At 63.1% G+C, this 15,268-nt stretch carries 11 protein-coding genes; 8 read left to right on the top strand and 3 right to left on the bottom strand.

What is annotated here, in order from left to right:
- Positions 1-109: 109 nt before the first annotated feature.
- The gene (locus J1N60_RS01890; RefSeq protein ID WP_312910248.1) at positions 110-1,342 is read left to right on the top strand and encodes a M24 family metallopeptidase; all 1,233 of its coding nucleotides are present in this window, start codon (positions 110-112) and stop codon (positions 1,340-1,342) included.
- A gap of 11 nt (positions 1,343-1,353) precedes the next feature.
- Here the strand turns inward: J1N60_RS01890 and J1N60_RS01885 are convergent, their stop codons facing one another.
- The 3 genes from J1N60_RS01885 to J1N60_RS01875 form a co-directional block, all read right to left on the bottom strand.
- On the bottom strand, positions 1,354-1,809 hold the full coding sequence (locus J1N60_RS01885; RefSeq protein ID WP_312910246.1) for a universal stress protein: 456 nt from the start codon (positions 1,807-1,809) through the stop codon (positions 1,354-1,356).
- 75 nt (positions 1,810-1,884) lie between these two features.
- Complete coding sequence (locus J1N60_RS01880) at positions 1,885-3,246, bottom strand: ABC transporter ATP-binding protein (protein ID WP_312910244.1); 1,362 nt, start codon at positions 3,244-3,246, stop codon at positions 1,885-1,887.
- On the bottom strand, positions 3,236-4,528 hold the full coding sequence (locus J1N60_RS01875; protein WP_312910242.1) for an ABC transporter ATP-binding protein: 1,293 nt from the start codon (positions 4,526-4,528) through the stop codon (positions 3,236-3,238). Before J1N60_RS01875 ends, J1N60_RS01880 begins: the two co-directional genes overlap by 11 nt.
- Before the next feature lie 330 nt (positions 4,529-4,858).
- Here J1N60_RS01875 and J1N60_RS01870 point away from each other — a divergent pair, with 330 nt between their 5' ends.
- The 7 genes from J1N60_RS01870 (at position 4,859) to J1N60_RS01840 (ending at position 15,262) form a co-directional block, all read left to right on the top strand.
- On the top strand, positions 4,859-5,872 hold the full coding sequence (locus tag J1N60_RS01870; protein ID WP_312910240.1) for an ABC transporter permease: 1,014 nt from the start codon (positions 4,859-4,861) through the stop codon (positions 5,870-5,872).
- Positions 5,873-5,937: 65 nt separating this feature from the next.
- Complete coding sequence (locus tag J1N60_RS01865) at positions 5,938-6,798, top strand: ABC transporter permease (RefSeq protein WP_312910238.1); 861 nt, start codon at positions 5,938-5,940, stop codon at positions 6,796-6,798.
- 109 nt (positions 6,799-6,907) lie between these two features.
- Positions 6,908-8,620 carry an ABC transporter substrate-binding protein gene (locus J1N60_RS01860; RefSeq protein ID WP_312910236.1) on the top strand — a complete coding sequence of 571 codons (1,713 nt, stop codon included), beginning with the start codon at positions 6,908-6,910 and terminating at the stop codon, positions 8,618-8,620.
- A 94-nt stretch (positions 8,621-8,714) separates the two neighbouring features.
- Positions 8,715-10,019 carry an MFS transporter gene (locus J1N60_RS01855; RefSeq protein WP_312910234.1) on the top strand — a complete coding sequence of 435 codons (1,305 nt, stop codon included), beginning with the start codon at positions 8,715-8,717 and terminating at the stop codon, positions 10,017-10,019.
- 60 nt (positions 10,020-10,079) lie between these two features.
- Positions 10,080-11,168, top strand: a complete 1,089-nt coding sequence (locus tag J1N60_RS01850; protein WP_312910232.1) for an alpha/beta hydrolase family protein — start codon at positions 10,080-10,082, stop codon at positions 11,166-11,168.
- A gap of 220 nt (positions 11,169-11,388) precedes the next feature.
- Positions 11,389-12,819 carry an aldehyde dehydrogenase family protein gene (locus J1N60_RS01845; RefSeq protein ID WP_312910231.1) on the top strand — a complete coding sequence of 477 codons (1,431 nt, stop codon included), beginning with the start codon at positions 11,389-11,391 and terminating at the stop codon, positions 12,817-12,819.
- 190 nt (positions 12,820-13,009) lie between these two features.
- Positions 13,010-15,262 (top strand): NADP-dependent malic enzyme, encoded by a 2,253-nt coding sequence (locus J1N60_RS01840; protein WP_312910229.1) that lies wholly within the window; start codon positions 13,010-13,012, stop codon positions 15,260-15,262.
- The last annotated feature ends 6 nt before the right edge of the window (positions 15,263-15,268 follow it).

Genomic DNA, 15,268 nt, shown 5'->3' with positions numbered 1-15,268 from the left:
CATCCGAGGATCGTTCTCGCCACTGCCGTCGCTCGAGTAACGGGCTCCCTGACGGACCACGGTGGCTCGAGGGGTATCTTGATACCTCGACCAATCGAATGCGAGCCTGATGGCACGATACAGACTGGGTCAACAGAACGACCGCCAGGCCTACTACGAGCGCTTCGACGACGCGGAGTTCGACCGCCGCTATGCCGCCGTTCGAGAACTCCTTGAGGAGCGCGACCTGAAGGCGCTCGTCGTCTACGGCGACGGCGGGTTCCACGCCGACACGATCGGATACCTGCTCGACTACCGGCCGCCGTTCGCGACGTACCTGCTCGTCTTCGCGGACCCCGACGAGCCGACGACCGTCCTCGTCGGCATCAGCAACCACGTTCAGTACGTTCGGGAATCCAGCGTTGCCGAAGACGTCGATACGATGCTCCCCGACCCGGCCGGGACGGTTATCGATCGGCTTCGCGAGGCGGGCGTCGACGGCGACCGGATCGGCCTCTCGACCGGCGATCCCCGATACGGCCTCTCCGTCCCGCACGACCACGCGATGCAGTTCGAGGCCAATCTCGATGGCGAACTCGTCGACGTCACCGCGGACGTCACCCGGCTCATCAGCGTCACCGGTCCGGCCGAACGCGAGGTGCTCGGCCGTTCGGCGACCCTCCTGGACGAGGCGATGACCGCCTTCGAGACGGCGCTCGAGCCCGGCGTCACGGAGCGAGAACTGGCCGGCGTCCTCGCCGACGCCTGCGCGAAAGCGGGCGGGGCTCTCGGTGCGACGTTTATTTCCTCGGCTCCGCAGGAGAGCGCGGGACCGGGTGAACCACTCCCGTGGAAACAACCGTCCGCTCGGACGGTTGAGGAGGGCGATGTCGTCACCACAGAGATTTCGGCGGGCTTCAGGGGCTACAAGACGCAGATTCACCGACCCTACGTCGTCGATTCGGAACCGTCTCGCGAGTACGCCGACGCGTTCGCCGTCGCTCGAGAGACGTACGACGGCATCCTCGACGCCCTTCAACCGGGAAACACTGCCAGGGACGTCGCCGACGCGATGGCGCCCCTCGAGCACTCGCCCTACAAGAACTACGACGTGCTGGTTCACGGTTACGGGAGCGGCTATCGCCACCCCTTCATCGGCGTCGAGGAATCGAACTACTGGCCCGGTATCGACGATTCACTCACGGAAACGTGGACCTTCGAACCCGGACAGGTCATCGTCGTCCAGCCAAACGTCGCCACGCCGGACGAACGGGTCGGCCTGCAGTTCGGGACGACCGTCGTCATTCGCGAGGACGGGCCGGAAAATCTCCAGACGTACCCGGCCGAGTTCGTCCGGGTCTGAAACGGAGGTGCTCAGTCTTCGTACGTCGTCACCGTGACGGGCACGTTCGAATTCAGGATGACGCGCTGTGCCGTGTCGCCGAAAATCGCCTTCCCACTCGGTGAGCGTTTGCGACCGGCGATGAAGATGTGGTCGCACTCGCGGTCTTCCGCTACCTTGAGCACCTGCGACGACGTGTCACCGACGCGCCCGACGGACTCGAAGGACGGGCCGTTGGCGCCGAACACGTCCCGACCGACCTCCTCGGCGAGTTGCTTCGCCCCGGCTTCGGCCTGGGAAACGCCGTACGAGCCACCTTCGCTGGTATTGAGGTCGTTTAACGCCTTCTGTGTCTCGTTGTACTCCGATTCGCTCGTGACGTGGAGGAGGAGGAGCTCGGCTCCTACCGCGTCTACGATTTCACCGGCCTCTTTGACGAACTGCTTGGTCGGGTCGATCGGGTCGACGACGAGTAGTGCTCGGTGCATACGTATCGATGCCGACCGAAGATATTTAGTGATATCGACCATCCCGAACGGAACAGTCGACGGACCGACGACGCGTCACTTGTAGAGGTAACACGCGACCGCGTGATTCTCCTCGTCCAGACGCAACGCGGGCTGGTCGACCTGCTGGAACTGGATCGTTACCTGCCGGTTCGATGCGTCGGCCGACCTGATCGCGTCGAACAGCATCGGCTTGTGTGCACGGAGATGGTCGGATTCCCCGGTCAACACGTGGTATGCCCGGTCGACGTCGACGTCGTCGGCGAAGTCGAACGCGGCTTCGTAGCCGTCGAACGACGTCGATTCGATCCCGTCGTAGAGCCGTCTCAACTCGCCCTCCTCGCCGGCGTGGCGGTCGAGCAGGTCGTACAGGTCCCGTCCGCTCCAGCCACAGAACGACTCCACCTTGTGACACCGAGTGTGGAACCGGCACCCGGTCGGCGGATTCTCCGGTTCCGGAACGTCTCCCTCGAGGTGGATAACCTCGTTCGTCTCGATCGCCGGACTCGAGGAGATCAGCGCCTCGGTGTAGGGGTGTTTCGGGGCCGAAAAGAGCCGATCGGTCGACGTCCGCTCCACGATCTGTCCGAGGTACATCACGGAAATCTCGTCCGCCATATGCCGGATGACACCGAGGTCGTGCGTGATACAGAGGAACGTCAACCCGTGTTTCTCCTGCAGGTCCTCAAGCAGGTTGAGGATCTGCGCCTGGACGCTCACGTCCAGCGCGCTCGTCGGCTCGTCGAGGACCACGAGCGACGGGTTCGGAGCGAGCGACCGCGCGATCGCGACACGCTGTTTCTGGCCGCCCGAGAGCATGTGCGGGTACCGGTACATGAAGTCCTCGCCCAGACCGACCTCCTTGAGCAAGTCGACCACGCGAGCCTCCCGCTCGTCGATCGACAGCTCGGTGTGGAGTTTGAGCGGCCGGGCGACGATGTCCTTGATCAACTGGCGCGGGTTCAGCGACGACGTTGGATTCTGGAAGACGAACTGCGCGTTGCGACGGAAATCGGCCTGTCTATCGTCGCGCAGGGAATTTATCTCGTACTCCTCGCGAAGCGTCTCGAGGCGGTCCTGTTCGGCATCGGAGCGGTGGTCGACGGTCTCGAGGTCGGTAATTTCGTCGGCGACGTCGCTGGGAACGTCGAAGTAGATGTGGCCGTCGGTCGGTTCGTCGAGCCTGACCAGCAGTCGGGCCAGCGTCGACTTCCCACACCCGCTTTCGCCGACGAGTCCGACCGTTTGCCCGCTCTCGATTCGAAGGTCGACCCCGTCGACCGCCTGTACGTCACCGACGTGGCGGTTCAGGATTCCCGCCCGGATGGGGTAGTACTTCTTGAGGCCGAACCCGAGGACCATCACGTTCGACTCCGTGCTATCGGTTCGTTCGTCCATCTGTAGGTCGCTAGTGCTCATCGGTCTCCTCCATTGGATCGTACGCCTCCCTGACGACCTGGTGTTGCTCTTCGGGATACAGGTGACAACTCGCTCGGTGCCCCGGTTCCTGTTCGACGATTGGTGGAACCGTGGTCGAGCAGTGGTCCATCTCCTCGGGGCAACGGGTGCAGAACCGGCACCCAGTCGGCGGCTGCGTCAGATCGGGGATGGATCCGCCGATTCCCCGGAGCTCCTGGCCGAGGTTCGCCTCGTTCGGGATTGAGTTGAGCAGCCCCCACGTGTAGGGGTGCATCGCGTTGTTGTACACCTGATCGACCGTTCCGATCTCGGCGATCGAACCGGCGTACATCACGGCCACTCGATCGGCGATGTCTTCGACGAGCGTCAGGTCGTGCGTGATGTAGATGAGACTGGTGTTGTACTTCTCCTTGAGGTCGTTCATCAGGTCCAGCACGCGCGACTGGATCGTTACGTCGAGCGCGGTCGTCGGCTCGTCACAGATCAGCAGGTCCGGCTTGGAAACGAGTCCCATCGCGATCATCACACGCTGTTTCATCCCGCCGGAGAGTTCGTGTGGATACTTCTTGATGACCTCCGGGGGATTCGGAATGTTGGTGTCGTTCAGAATCTCGACGACACGGTCACGGAGCTCAGCCCGGATCGCTTTCTTGTGTTTTCGCAGGGGCGGAATTTCGCTCAACAGCGATTTGACGACCGACCGCTCGTTCGAACACTGGTTCTCGAGGACGTAGTACATCGCGGCGTTGACGTTCTCCGGGGCGACGCCCGCCGCTCGCATCACCTCTTCGCCGTGGTGAGAGAGGATGCTCTCGGCGATCTGATCGAAAATTCGTAGCGACGGATTGAGCGCGGTGTCCGGATCTTGGAACACCATGGAGATGCGCTTCCCGCGAAGCTGTTGCATCTCTCCTGGAGTCCGCTCGAGGAGGTCTTCAAACGCCTTCCCTTCCCCGAAACACTCCTCGCAGCCAGTGCCCCCACAGGCGGCGCAGTCCTCGGTGGTTCGAAAGAGAACTCGTCCCGAGACGTATCGTCCTGGAGGCGTCGGAACGAGTTGCATGAAACTTCGCGCGGTGATCGTTTTTCCGCAGCCGGTCTCGCCGACCAGAGCGAGCGTTTCCCCCTCGTAGACGTCGAACGACACGCCGTCGAGCGCCTTGACGACGCCGCGATTCGTGTCGAAGTGCAGGTGCAAATCCTCGACGCGGCCGATCAGCGGTCTCGACTCGCTAGGGGCGTCGGTCGTGGCCGTCCCGGTAACGCGTTCTTCGGTACTCATTGGTGGACGGTGAACCGTACGACCCTGCCTGCGCGTGGATCACTGGTTCTCGGACGAACGCTAGACATTATCATTGTCATCGGTCTCTGTTGGTGTCGATGGGAGCAATTGTTATTAATGTTATCTCGCTTTTCTCCTCGAACACCGGTTACTCGTTCACACTCGTTGATTGAAACACACTAAGCCTATATCGAAATGAGCGAGCGACACCAGTACCGGGTAGGCCGGTGGAGACAGTCGCGTTGCCGCCCTCCGACCGCTCCATTCTCGTCGTCGCTCGCGAACGAAGCACCACAAATTTATAGTGGTGTGAATGGTATCCACTAACACATGGAAGTTCGAGACTACGTAATCAGACGTATCCTATACCTCGTGCCCACAATCTTTCTCGTTACGCTGATAACGTTCGGACTAACCCGTATCTCGGGGGTGCCGATCGGAGCATACGTAAACGTCGCCTCCGGCCAGGAACAGGTCGAGGCCGCGCGAGAGATGTACGGGCTGGACGAACCGCTGTGGAAGCAGTACCTCATCTGGATGCGAGGGATACTCACGGGCAACTGGGGGTGGTCAACCGAAGCGTCCGCCCCGGTCACCTCCGCGTTGCTCCAGAAGGCGCCTGCCTCGTTCGAACTGGCGATCGCCGGCATCATCGTGGCCGGTATCATCAGCATAACCCTGGGGACCCTGGCCGGCAAGTACCAGGACACCTGGATCGATCACTTCTCGCGTGCGCTCGCGATAGGTGGCATGTCGACCCCGCAGTTCTGGGCCGGTCTCATGTTAATCCTGGTCGGCTACGTCTACCTGGGATGGTTCCCGCTCGGCCGTTCCGACCCTGCTATCTACGCGACGATATCGCACCCGACCGGCTTCTACACGCTCGACGCCCTGTTGAACGCGAACCTGGCTGCGTTCTGGGACGCCGTCTGGCACCTGTTCCTCCCGGCACTGACGATCGGTTACGCCGAGTCGGCCGTGATCACCCGCCATCTTCGCTCCGAAATTGTCGAGAAGAAACGCGAGGAGTACGCCGACGCGGCTCGCGCTCGCGGCGTCAAAGAGGGAATCGTGTTCGCGAAACACATTCGTCGAAACGCGCTGATTCCGACCGTCACGGTCGCCGGACTGAGTTTCGCGTTCCTCTTGCGTGGAATCGTCGTCGTCGAACTGGTCTTCGCCTGGCCGGGGCTGGGGAGGTGGGTCGCTAACGCCGCGGTTGCCGGCGACGCACCGGCTATCATGGGCTTTATCTTGCTCGTCGGGGTGTCGACGATCCTCGTCAACCTCGGCGTGGACGTCACGTACGCGTATCTCGACCCGCGGGTCGAACTGGGTGAATAACGATGGGGGCAATCATGTCAATCGTACAAAACTGGACGCCGGATCGACGAAGTATCGAGATGCGAATGGACCGAGTGCGGTCCGTCTTCGAGGAGATGATCGAGAATCCACTGACCCTGATCGGGGTCATCGTGGTCGTCAGTTTCATCCTCCTCGCGCTGTTCACGCCGCTGCTGTTCCCCGCACAGGGACAGGACGCCTATCAGATGCCTCGAGACTGGCAGAACGCGGAGGAACCACCGTTGTCCGAGGGTCATCTGCTGGGGACCACCCAGACCGGGGGGGACGTTCTCTACGGCATCGCCTGGGGATCGCGGCTGTCGATCGGATTATCGATTGCCGTCGTAACGGTGACGGCGTTCATCGGAACGATCGTCGGCGGCGTCGCCGGGTTCGTCGGCGGTTGGGTAGACGACTTGCTCATGCGGGTCGTCGACGCTCTCATCGCTATTCCACCGTTGATCTTCGCGCTGGCGTTCGTCGTCGCCGTAGGGCCGGCTTACCAGAACATTGCGATCGCGTTGATGGTCATGATGTGGGGCTCGTACGCGCGCATCATTCGCGGCGAGGTCATCCACGTCAAGAACAACGAATACGTCGACGCGGCTCGCGTCGCTGGCGTGAGCGAGCTCTCGCTATTCGTCCGCGACGTGTTACCGAACGCGATCCCGCCGATCTTCGTCCAGTCGACGCTTTACTTCGGTCGTGTCGTCCTGATCGCCGCCAGTCTCGCCTTCATCGGCCTGGCACAACCGGGCATTACCGAGTGGGGCGTCATGATTTCGAACGGCCAGAGTGACCTCGTCGCCGGCCGCTGGTGGACCTCGGTCTTCCCGGGCATCGCGATCTTCCTGTGGGCGTTTGGCTGGAACATGATTGGAGACGGACTCCGCGACGTCCTCGACCCGCGCGCGCTCTCTGAATAGGACTTGGCCACCCGATCGCCCGTTTCTGACACCGTTTCAATTAATCATAGTTATTATCGCTGTACGAATCGCCGCAACGTTTATTATGATTTAATATGCATATGTGAACATGTCCCAGAGGACACGACGGCAGTTACTCACAGCAGTGGGCACAGGCAGTGGTATCGCACTCGCAGGTTGCGTCGGGGGTGGGAATGGCGACGGCAACGGCGGCAACGGGGGTAATGGCGACAACGGCAATGGTGGTAACGGCGGTGGAGGCGGTACGCTGACGTTCGTCGACGTCGAGGATCCCGAGAATCTCGACCCACACGTCGTCGACACGACGAGCGACGTCTCGTTCCTCGCGTTCCCCGGAAACGCCTACGAAACGCTCCTCGGGTTTCCTGGGGAAGGTGGCGAACTCGAGCCGTGGCTCGCGACGGAGGTTCCGTCCGACGACAACGGGTTAGTTTCCGACGACGGGTTGACCTACGAGTTCCCACTGCGAGAGGGCGTCGAGTTTCACACCGGCGGCGAAATGACGGCTGACGACGTAGTGTTCTCCATCGAGCGCGCACAGACGATCGGCCTCAGCCCCGACGTCGGGCAACTGGACCGAATCGAGTCAGTTGAGGCCGACGGCGACTACACGGTCGTCCTCACACTCTCTGAGCAGTTCGCCCCGTTCCTGACGAACGTCGTGACGCGACCGGCGATGGCCGTCGTTAGCCAGGAGGCGGTCGAGGAAAACGGCGGCGTACAGGAGGGTCAGCGGAACGACTGGATGGTGCAGAACACGGCCGGGACGGGACCGTACGAAGCCGGCGAGTGGAACCAGGGTGAACGCATCGAGTGGATTGCCTTCGACAACTACTGGGACGACCAGTACCCGAACATTGATCGGATCGTCCAGCAGGCGGTCCCCGAGATCGGCACCCGGGCATCGATGATCGAACGGGGCGATGCTCTCGTCGCCGAGGCGCCCGCGGCGGAACTCAGCAACGTCGAGGGGACGCCGAACGCCGAGTTCTTCTTCAGTCCCCTGTTCGACCCGGCCCACATCACGTTCAACTTCGACATTCCGTACGACCTCGACAATATGCCCGACGAGGACACCGTCGACTCGGACTTCTTCCAAGATCCGAACGTCCGGCGGGCCTTCGGGTTCGCGTTCGACTACGACACGTACATCGAACAGATCTGGAACGGCCACGCGACGCGCATGAAACAGTACCACTTCGAGGGAATGCTCGGTTACGACGAGAACGCGCCGAACTTCGAGTACGACCCAGAGCAAGCCGAAGAACTCCTTCGTGAGGCAGGGTACTGGGACGGTGGGTTCACCATCACGTGTTTCGATGAGGGTATCCCGGAGTTCTCCGAGGGCAACTTGCTGCTCAAGGACAACCTCGAGGCGCTCAACGACAACATCACGATCCGAGTCGAATCTATCACGGAGTCGCAGATGACGGAGCGTCACACCGCCGAGCAGTTCCAGTTCCCGATGGAGTTCCACGGCTTCCTGCCCCAGGGTCCCGACCCCGATCCGTACTACCGGGCGATTCACATGGAGAACGGATCCGTCGGCTCGCGCAGCAGGGCGTACGAACACGTCGACTCGAGCATCCTCGACAAAATCGAGGCGGCGGCCAACGAACCGGACCAGGAGGATCGAGCCGAGATCTACACCGAACTGCAGCAGCAGTGCTTCGAGGATCCGGCGGTGCTCGCGCTCACTCAGGAGGAGGGGATGGTCATGCACAACGGCTGCGTGGAACCCGTGTGGAACCCAGCGTGGCTTCGCTGGCATATGAAACACTGGACTGCAGACGGCTGCTGATTGGATCGAACGACCGTCGACCGATCGATCAGTATCTCCACAGCCGCTCAACCGGCGATACTTTCATTTCTACCCGCAGAGAGTGACACCGTAGATGCGCGTTCGCCAGCTCCGTCCGTCCGTCCCTCGAGAGGTCGAACTCACGGTCGCGCTCGTGAGCGGGTCACACGCGATCAATCACCTGTATCTGGTCTTGTTGCCGCCAATTTTCGGCATCCTCGCTGGCGAGTTCGACGTGGGGCTCGCGACGCTCGGCCTCGCCGTCGGCACGCAGGGCGCGTTCAACATGGTGTTCCAGCTTCCCTTCGGCTACGTGTCGGACAATCACAGCCGACTGCTGGCACTATGTTCGGGGCTCGGGCTGGCATCGGTCGGCGTCCTGGTGACCGCGTTCGCGCTGACGATCGAGTGGGTGTTCGTCGGACAGGCGATACTCGGCATCGGCATCGCGGCCCACCACCCGGCGCACTTCCCGATGCTCTCGGCGGCGACCAGCAGCGAGAACCGCGGGCGCGTGTTCAGCATCCACAGTTTTTCGGGAAATATCGGCTACGCCGCGGCCCCGACACTCATCGTCGCGCTTACACGCCTCAACGGGGTCACCTGGCGGGCCGTCTTCGTCTTTGCCGCCGTCCTCGGCGCCGGATACGGACTGCTCTGTTTGCTCGTCTTCGGCCGGTACGTCGGGTCGACGATTACGCGCAGGGAGGAGACCGGTGGCGGCGACTCGTCCGACGCTTCCCTAGCGGACGAAACACGTCACGCGACGGCTCGAGAACGCGTTCGCAACGGCCTCGAGTCGTTGACCACCTCCCCCGCCATCGTCGCCCTGGCGGTCCTCGCGCTCGTGACCGGCATCGCGAACTGGGGCATCCGCTCGTACGCCGTCGTGTTGCTCACCGACGGGTACGGACTCGACCTCGGCCTTGCGAACGTGCTGTACACCGCGATGTTCGTCGTGACGGCGATCATCATCCTCGTCGGCGGTGACCTCGCCGATCGGATTTCGGCGGAGTCGATCCTGCTCACGAGTTACGGCGGGTTGCTCGTCGCCGCACTCGTGGTCGGGTCGTTCCTCCTGCCTCCCTTGCTGGCGGGCGTCGCGGTGATCCTCGCTGGCGGGAGCATCGGATTTGGTGGCCCGGCCCGATCGAAACTGACGGACAAACTGTCCGCACAGGCCGACCTCGGAACGAACTTCGCCGTCATCACCGTCGGAATCACGCTTGCGGGAAGCGTCGCACCGCCGGCGTTCGGTGTCATCATCGATCACACCAGTTTTTCGACGGCGTTTCTCGTTATCGGCAGCGTCGGGGCGGTCTGCATCGCGTTGACGCTGGCTATCCTGCAACGCTACGGCACCGGGTTCGAGCGGGAATCCCCGATCGAGGCTGATTAGGCGGCCGCCGAGGCCGTGACCGTCCATAGAACTTTGCTGGTGCACGTCAGTGGGTAGGGTATGTCGGAGGAGACACTCGAGCGAGGGGAATCGTTCGTCACGGAATCGCTGACCAACTGGACGCCCCGGTTCGTCGCGAACGGCATCGACTACAACGACATGGCGCGACTCGAGACCGCAATCGACGACTGGAGCGAATGGCTCGGTGCCTTCCAGCGCGTCGGTCGAGAGTACGAGACCCTCGGCGACGAGGCGCGCGACCGTGGGGACGAGGAGAGCGCCGGAGATCACTACACCCGGGCGGCGATGTACTACCACTTCGGCTCGCACGTCTGGCACGAGGACGACGACCGGAGCCGCGACGTCCACGCGGACGCCGTCGACGTGTTCAGGCGCGGTGCCGAGCTGCTCGAACCGACGTTCGAACGCATCGAGGCGCCGTACGACGCCGGTGGGTTCGACGTCCCGGCCAACCTCCGAACGCCGGTGGGAAGCGAGGGCGCGCCGCTCGTGGTCCTGATCCCTGGCCTGGACTCGATCAAGGAGGAACTCTCGACGTACGCCGCCGAGTTCCACGACCGCGGGCTCGCGACGGTCGCCGTCGACGGCGCCGGCCAGGGCGAGACCTGGCACGAACAGGGCATGACGCCCGAGTATCCAGCGCTCGTCGGAAGCGTGCTCGACGAACTCGAGCGCCGAGATCCCGACAGCGTCGACACGTCGCGGATCGGCATCTACGGCGTTTCACTCGGCGGGTTCTACGCCCCGTACGTCGCGGCCAACGAAGATCGGATCGACGCCTGTGTCGGCATCTCCGGCCCGTTCACTGTCGGTCCCGTCAGTACGAGAGGTGGCGGACTCCTCGCCGAGCAGTTCGCGTGGGCCTGCAAGACCGACTCGCTCATCGAGGTCGACGAGATCACCGAGCAACTCACGCTCAGTCGAGACATCGAGAACCTCACCGTGCCGACGCTCGTCGCCACTGGCGCGAACGACGTGATCATTCACCCACGCCAGTCGGAACGAATCGCCAGGCGGGCGCCCAACGGCGAGTTCCTGCTCTACGACGAGGGCAATCACGTCTGTAACAACATTCCGCACAAGTATCGACCGCGGACGGCCGACTGGTTGCGCGCTCACCTCGAGTAGCGGCGCTCGCTCGGGCGTGACTGGTCCGTCACCTCGTGCCGCGCGTTCGTCTACGAGAATATGAAACACCCTAAGTCTATATTTCGTGTCGTCGTCGATTCCAGGCAAACTGGTCGATGGGAGCATTTATTACTCGAGGCGACGCTCGTTAGAGCAGGCGGTATGTGGGCACGCCACATACGTAGCGATTGCACGACACGAGTCACCGAGGGTACACCGAATGTCACTACACATCGAATCCGACTGGATCGAAACCGAGGAGACGATCCCGGTCAGGAACAAGTACGACGGAACCGTTATCGAGGAAGTGAGCAAGGCGACGCCGGCGGACGTGGCGGACGCCATCGCCGCCGCCAGGGAGGCGACCGAGACGATGAGAAAGATGCCGGCTCACGAACGCGCCGACATCCTCGAGGAGACGGCACAGCTGATCGAGGAGCGAACCGACGAGTTCGCCGAGGTCATGGCTGCCGAGGCGGGGAAGCCGATCGGGACGGCCCGCGGCGAGGTCGGCCGCGCCGTGAGCACGTTCACCTTTTCGGCGGAGGAGGCAAAGCGCCTGGGCGGCGAGGAGATCCCACTCGACGCCCAACCGGGGAACGGTAACCGCATCGCGTTCACCAAGCGCTTCCCGAAGGGCGTGATCGGAGCGATCTCGCCGTTCAACTTTCCGCTCAACCTCGTCGCGCACAAACTCGGGCCGGCCTTTGCCGGCGGGAACACCGTCGTCCTGAAGCCAGCGACGACGACGCCGTTGACCGCAATCAAACTCACGGAGACGCTGTTCGACGCCGGACTCCCGCGAGACGCGCTCAACCTCGTCATCGGGAGCGGCTCGACAGTCGGCCAGGCGCTACTCGACAGCGATGACGTCGATCACTACACGTTCACCGGCAGTCGCGCCGTCGGCAAGCAGGTTACCGCGAATGCCGGCCTGGCGTCGGTCTCGCTCGAACTCGGCAACAACTCGCCGGTGATCGTCCACGAGGACGCCGACGTCGAGGACGCCGCGGATCGGATCATCGACGGCGGGTTCTCCTACGCGGGCCAGATGTGCATCAGCGTCCAGCGCGTCCTCGTTCACGAGGCGGTCCACGACGACCTCGTTGACGCGCTCGTCGCCCGCGTCGAGGACCTGACCGTCGGCGACCCGCTCGAGGAAACGACCGACGTCGGCCCGATGATCGACGAGGGAGACGCCGAGCGGATCGAGGAGTGGATCGCAAATGCGACCGAACAGGGCGCCGAACTCGTCGTTGGTGGGGATCGTGACGGGGCCGTCCTCGAGCCGACCATCGTCGACGGCGCGACCCAGGAGATGGACGTCGTCTGCCGCGAGGCGTTCGCCCCCGTGCTCGCGATCCAGACATACGACGACGTCGACGACGCGATCCAGCTGGCCAACGACACCGACTACGGCCTGCAGGCGGGCATCTTCACGTTCGACCACCGTGTCGGTTTGAAGGCGGCGACGAACATCGACTGCGGCGGCGTTATGATCAACGACATCTCGACGTTCCGGGCCGACCACCAGCCCTACGGGGGTAGCAAGGCGAGCGGTATCGGCCGCGAGGGGCCGAAGTACGCCGTCCACGAGATGACCGAGGAGCGCGTGATCGCGTTCCGACCGAACGAGGATCTGTTCCTCTGACGCGCTCGTCCCGCTGCAGGACTACTGATTTACCTGGTCTTCAATTCCCGATTCTCGATTCGGCCGTGGGCACGATCGAATCTCCCTCTGCTTCGACGCCGCCACTGCGATCGACCGCGAGCAGCGCATCGCTCGAGACACGAACGACGTCCAGCCACCTTTATATCGACGTCGGCGAAAGCATCAGGGCATGGGACTAGACGAGGATTCGCTCGAGTACCACCGATCGGATCCCCCGGGCAAGATCGAGATTTCGACGACCAAGTCAACAAACACCCAGCGAGACCTGAGCCTCGCATACTCGCCGGGGGTCGCCGCCCCCTGTCGCGAAATTCGCGACGACTCCGAGGACGCCTACACCTACACCGCGAAGGGGAACCTCGTGGGCGTCGTCTCGAACGGGTCGGCGGTGCTGGGGCTCGGAAACATCGGTGCCCAGGCCTCGAAACCCGTGATGGAGGGTAAGGGCGTGCTGTTCAAGCGCTTCGCGGACATCGACGTCTTCGACATCGAACTCGATTACGACGACCCCCACGAGTTCGCGGACGCCGTCGTCGCCATGGAGCCGACCTTCGGCGGCGTCAACTTAGAGGACATCACCTCTCCGGATTGCTTCGTCATCGAGAAGCGCCTCCGCGAGGAGATGGACGTCCCCGTCTTTCACGACGACCAGCACGGGACGGCCATCATCAGCGGCGCGGCGCTGCTGAACACGGCGGAGATCACCGGAAAAGCCCTCGAGGACCTGCGAGTCGTCTTCTCTGGCGCCGGTGCGAGTGCGCTCTCGACAGCTCGGTTCTACGCCTCTCTCGGCGTCCGGAAGGATAACATTCTGATGTGCGATTCGACTGGAATCGTGACAACCGACCGCGTCGAACGCGGCGAGATCAACGAGTACAAAGAAGAATTCGCTCGGGACGTGCCCGGGGGCAACCTCGCGGACGCGATGGACGGCGCGGACGTGTTCGTCGGGCTGTCGGTGGGCGGGATCGTCGACGAGTCGATGATTCAGTCGATGGAGCGGGACCCGGTCGTCTTCGCGATGGCGAATCCGGATCCCGAAATCCCGTACGAACGGGCGAAAAACGCCCGTGACGATACGGTCATCGTGGCCACCGGACGCTCGGACTACCCCAATCAGGTCAACAACGTCCTCGGTTTTCCGTTCCTCTTCCGCGGCGCCCTCGACGTTCGCGCGAGCGAGATCAACGAGGCGATGAAAGTTGCGGCAGCCGAGGCACTGGCCGACCTCGCCCACCAGGACGTTCCCGACGCCGTCGTCAAGGCCTACGGCGACCAGCCCCTCCAGTTCGGGTCCGAGTACATCATCCCGAAACCGCTCGATCCACGTGTCCTGTTCGAGGTCGCACCCGCGGTCGCGCGGGCGGCGATGGAAAGCGGGGCCGCCCGCATCGAGATCGATCTCGAGGCCCACCGCGAGCGACTCGAGGCTCGTCTGGGAAAGTCCCGGGAGATGATGCGCGTCGTCCTCAACAAGGCCAAGAGCGACCCAAAGCGCGTTGCGCTCGCCGAAGGAGGCGACGAGAAGATCATCCGGGCGGCCTATCAGCTCGTCGAGCAAGAAATCGCCAAACCGGTGCTGATCGGCGACGAGGACGAGATCGCTCGTACGGCGGCGAACCTCGGCCTCGAGTTCACCCCGGAGGTCGTGGACCCGACCGGCGGGACCGACGAGGCGTACGTCGAACGCCTCTACGAACGCCGTCGGCGTAAGGGTATCACGCGCAGCGAAGCTGAGGAACTGATTCGCGACAGCAACTACTTCGCGTCCGTGATGGTCGAGTCGGGTGACGTGGATGCGATGCTCACCGGGCTCACCCACCACTATCCCTCGGCCTTGCGGCCGCCGCTCCAGATCATCGGTACGGCCAGGGACGCCGAGTACGCCGCCGGCGTCTACCTCCTCACGTTCAAAAACCGGGTTCTCTTCGTGGCCGATGCGACGGTCAACCAGAACCCGGACGCCGAAATCCTCGCGGAAGTTACCCGACACACGGCTACCCTGGCGCGTCGTTTCAACGTCGAACCTCGCGCCGCCTTACTCTCGTACTCGAACTTCGGCTCGGTGACGAACGAGGGGACGCGAAAGCCGCGGCACGCGGTCGAACTGCTCAAGGCTGATCCAGCCGTGGACTTTCCCGTCGATGGCGAGATGCAGGCCGACACGGCCGTCGTCGAGGACCTGCTCCAGGGAACCTACGAGTTCTCCGCGCTCGACGCGCCCGCGAACGTGCTCGTCTTCCCGAACCTCGAGTCGGGCAACATCAGCTACAAACTCCTCCAGCGCCTCGGCGGGGCGGAGGCCATCGGCCCGATGCTCGTCGGGATGGACAAACCGGTCCACGTCCTCCAGCGGGACGACGAGGTCAAGGACATCGTCAATCTGGCGGGCGTGGCGGTCGTCGACGCCCAGCAGGGCTGAGAGACG

The sequence above is a fragment of the Natronosalvus caseinilyticus genome (assembly GCF_017357105.1).
Classification (GTDB): Archaea; Halobacteriota; Halobacteria; order Halobacteriales; family Natrialbaceae; genus Natronosalvus; species Natronosalvus caseinilyticus.
The sequence above is the reverse complement of the archived record's forward strand: the minus strand, read 5'-3'. Positions and strand labels throughout refer to the sequence as shown.

Excerpts from the sequence above, each read along its gene's own strand:
- J1N60_RS01890 (WP_312910248.1), top strand. The coding sequence starts at position 110 with ATGGCACGATACAGACTGGGTCAACAGAACGACCGCCAGGCCTACTAC.
- J1N60_RS01885 (WP_312910246.1), bottom strand. The coding sequence starts at position 1,809 with ATGCACCGAGCACTACTCGTCGTCGACCCGATCGACCCGACCAAGCAG.
- J1N60_RS01880 (WP_312910244.1), bottom strand. The coding sequence starts at position 3,246 with ATGAGCACTAGCGACCTACAGATGGACGAACGAACCGATAGCACGGAG.
- J1N60_RS01875 (WP_312910242.1), bottom strand. The coding sequence starts at position 4,528 with ATGAGTACCGAAGAACGCGTTACCGGGACGGCCACGACCGACGCCCCT.
- J1N60_RS01870 (WP_312910240.1), top strand. The coding sequence starts at position 4,859 with ATGGAAGTTCGAGACTACGTAATCAGACGTATCCTATACCTCGTGCCC.
- J1N60_RS01865 (WP_312910238.1), top strand. The coding sequence starts at position 5,938 with ATGGACCGAGTGCGGTCCGTCTTCGAGGAGATGATCGAGAATCCACTG.
- J1N60_RS01860 (WP_312910236.1), top strand. The coding sequence starts at position 6,908 with ATGTCCCAGAGGACACGACGGCAGTTACTCACAGCAGTGGGCACAGGC.
- J1N60_RS01855 (WP_312910234.1), top strand. The coding sequence starts at position 8,715 with ATGCGCGTTCGCCAGCTCCGTCCGTCCGTCCCTCGAGAGGTCGAACTC.
- J1N60_RS01850 (WP_312910232.1), top strand. The coding sequence starts at position 10,080 with ATGTCGGAGGAGACACTCGAGCGAGGGGAATCGTTCGTCACGGAATCG.
- J1N60_RS01845 (WP_312910231.1), top strand. The coding sequence starts at position 11,389 with ATGTCACTACACATCGAATCCGACTGGATCGAAACCGAGGAGACGATC.
- J1N60_RS01840 (WP_312910229.1), top strand. The coding sequence starts at position 13,010 with ATGGGACTAGACGAGGATTCGCTCGAGTACCACCGATCGGATCCCCCG.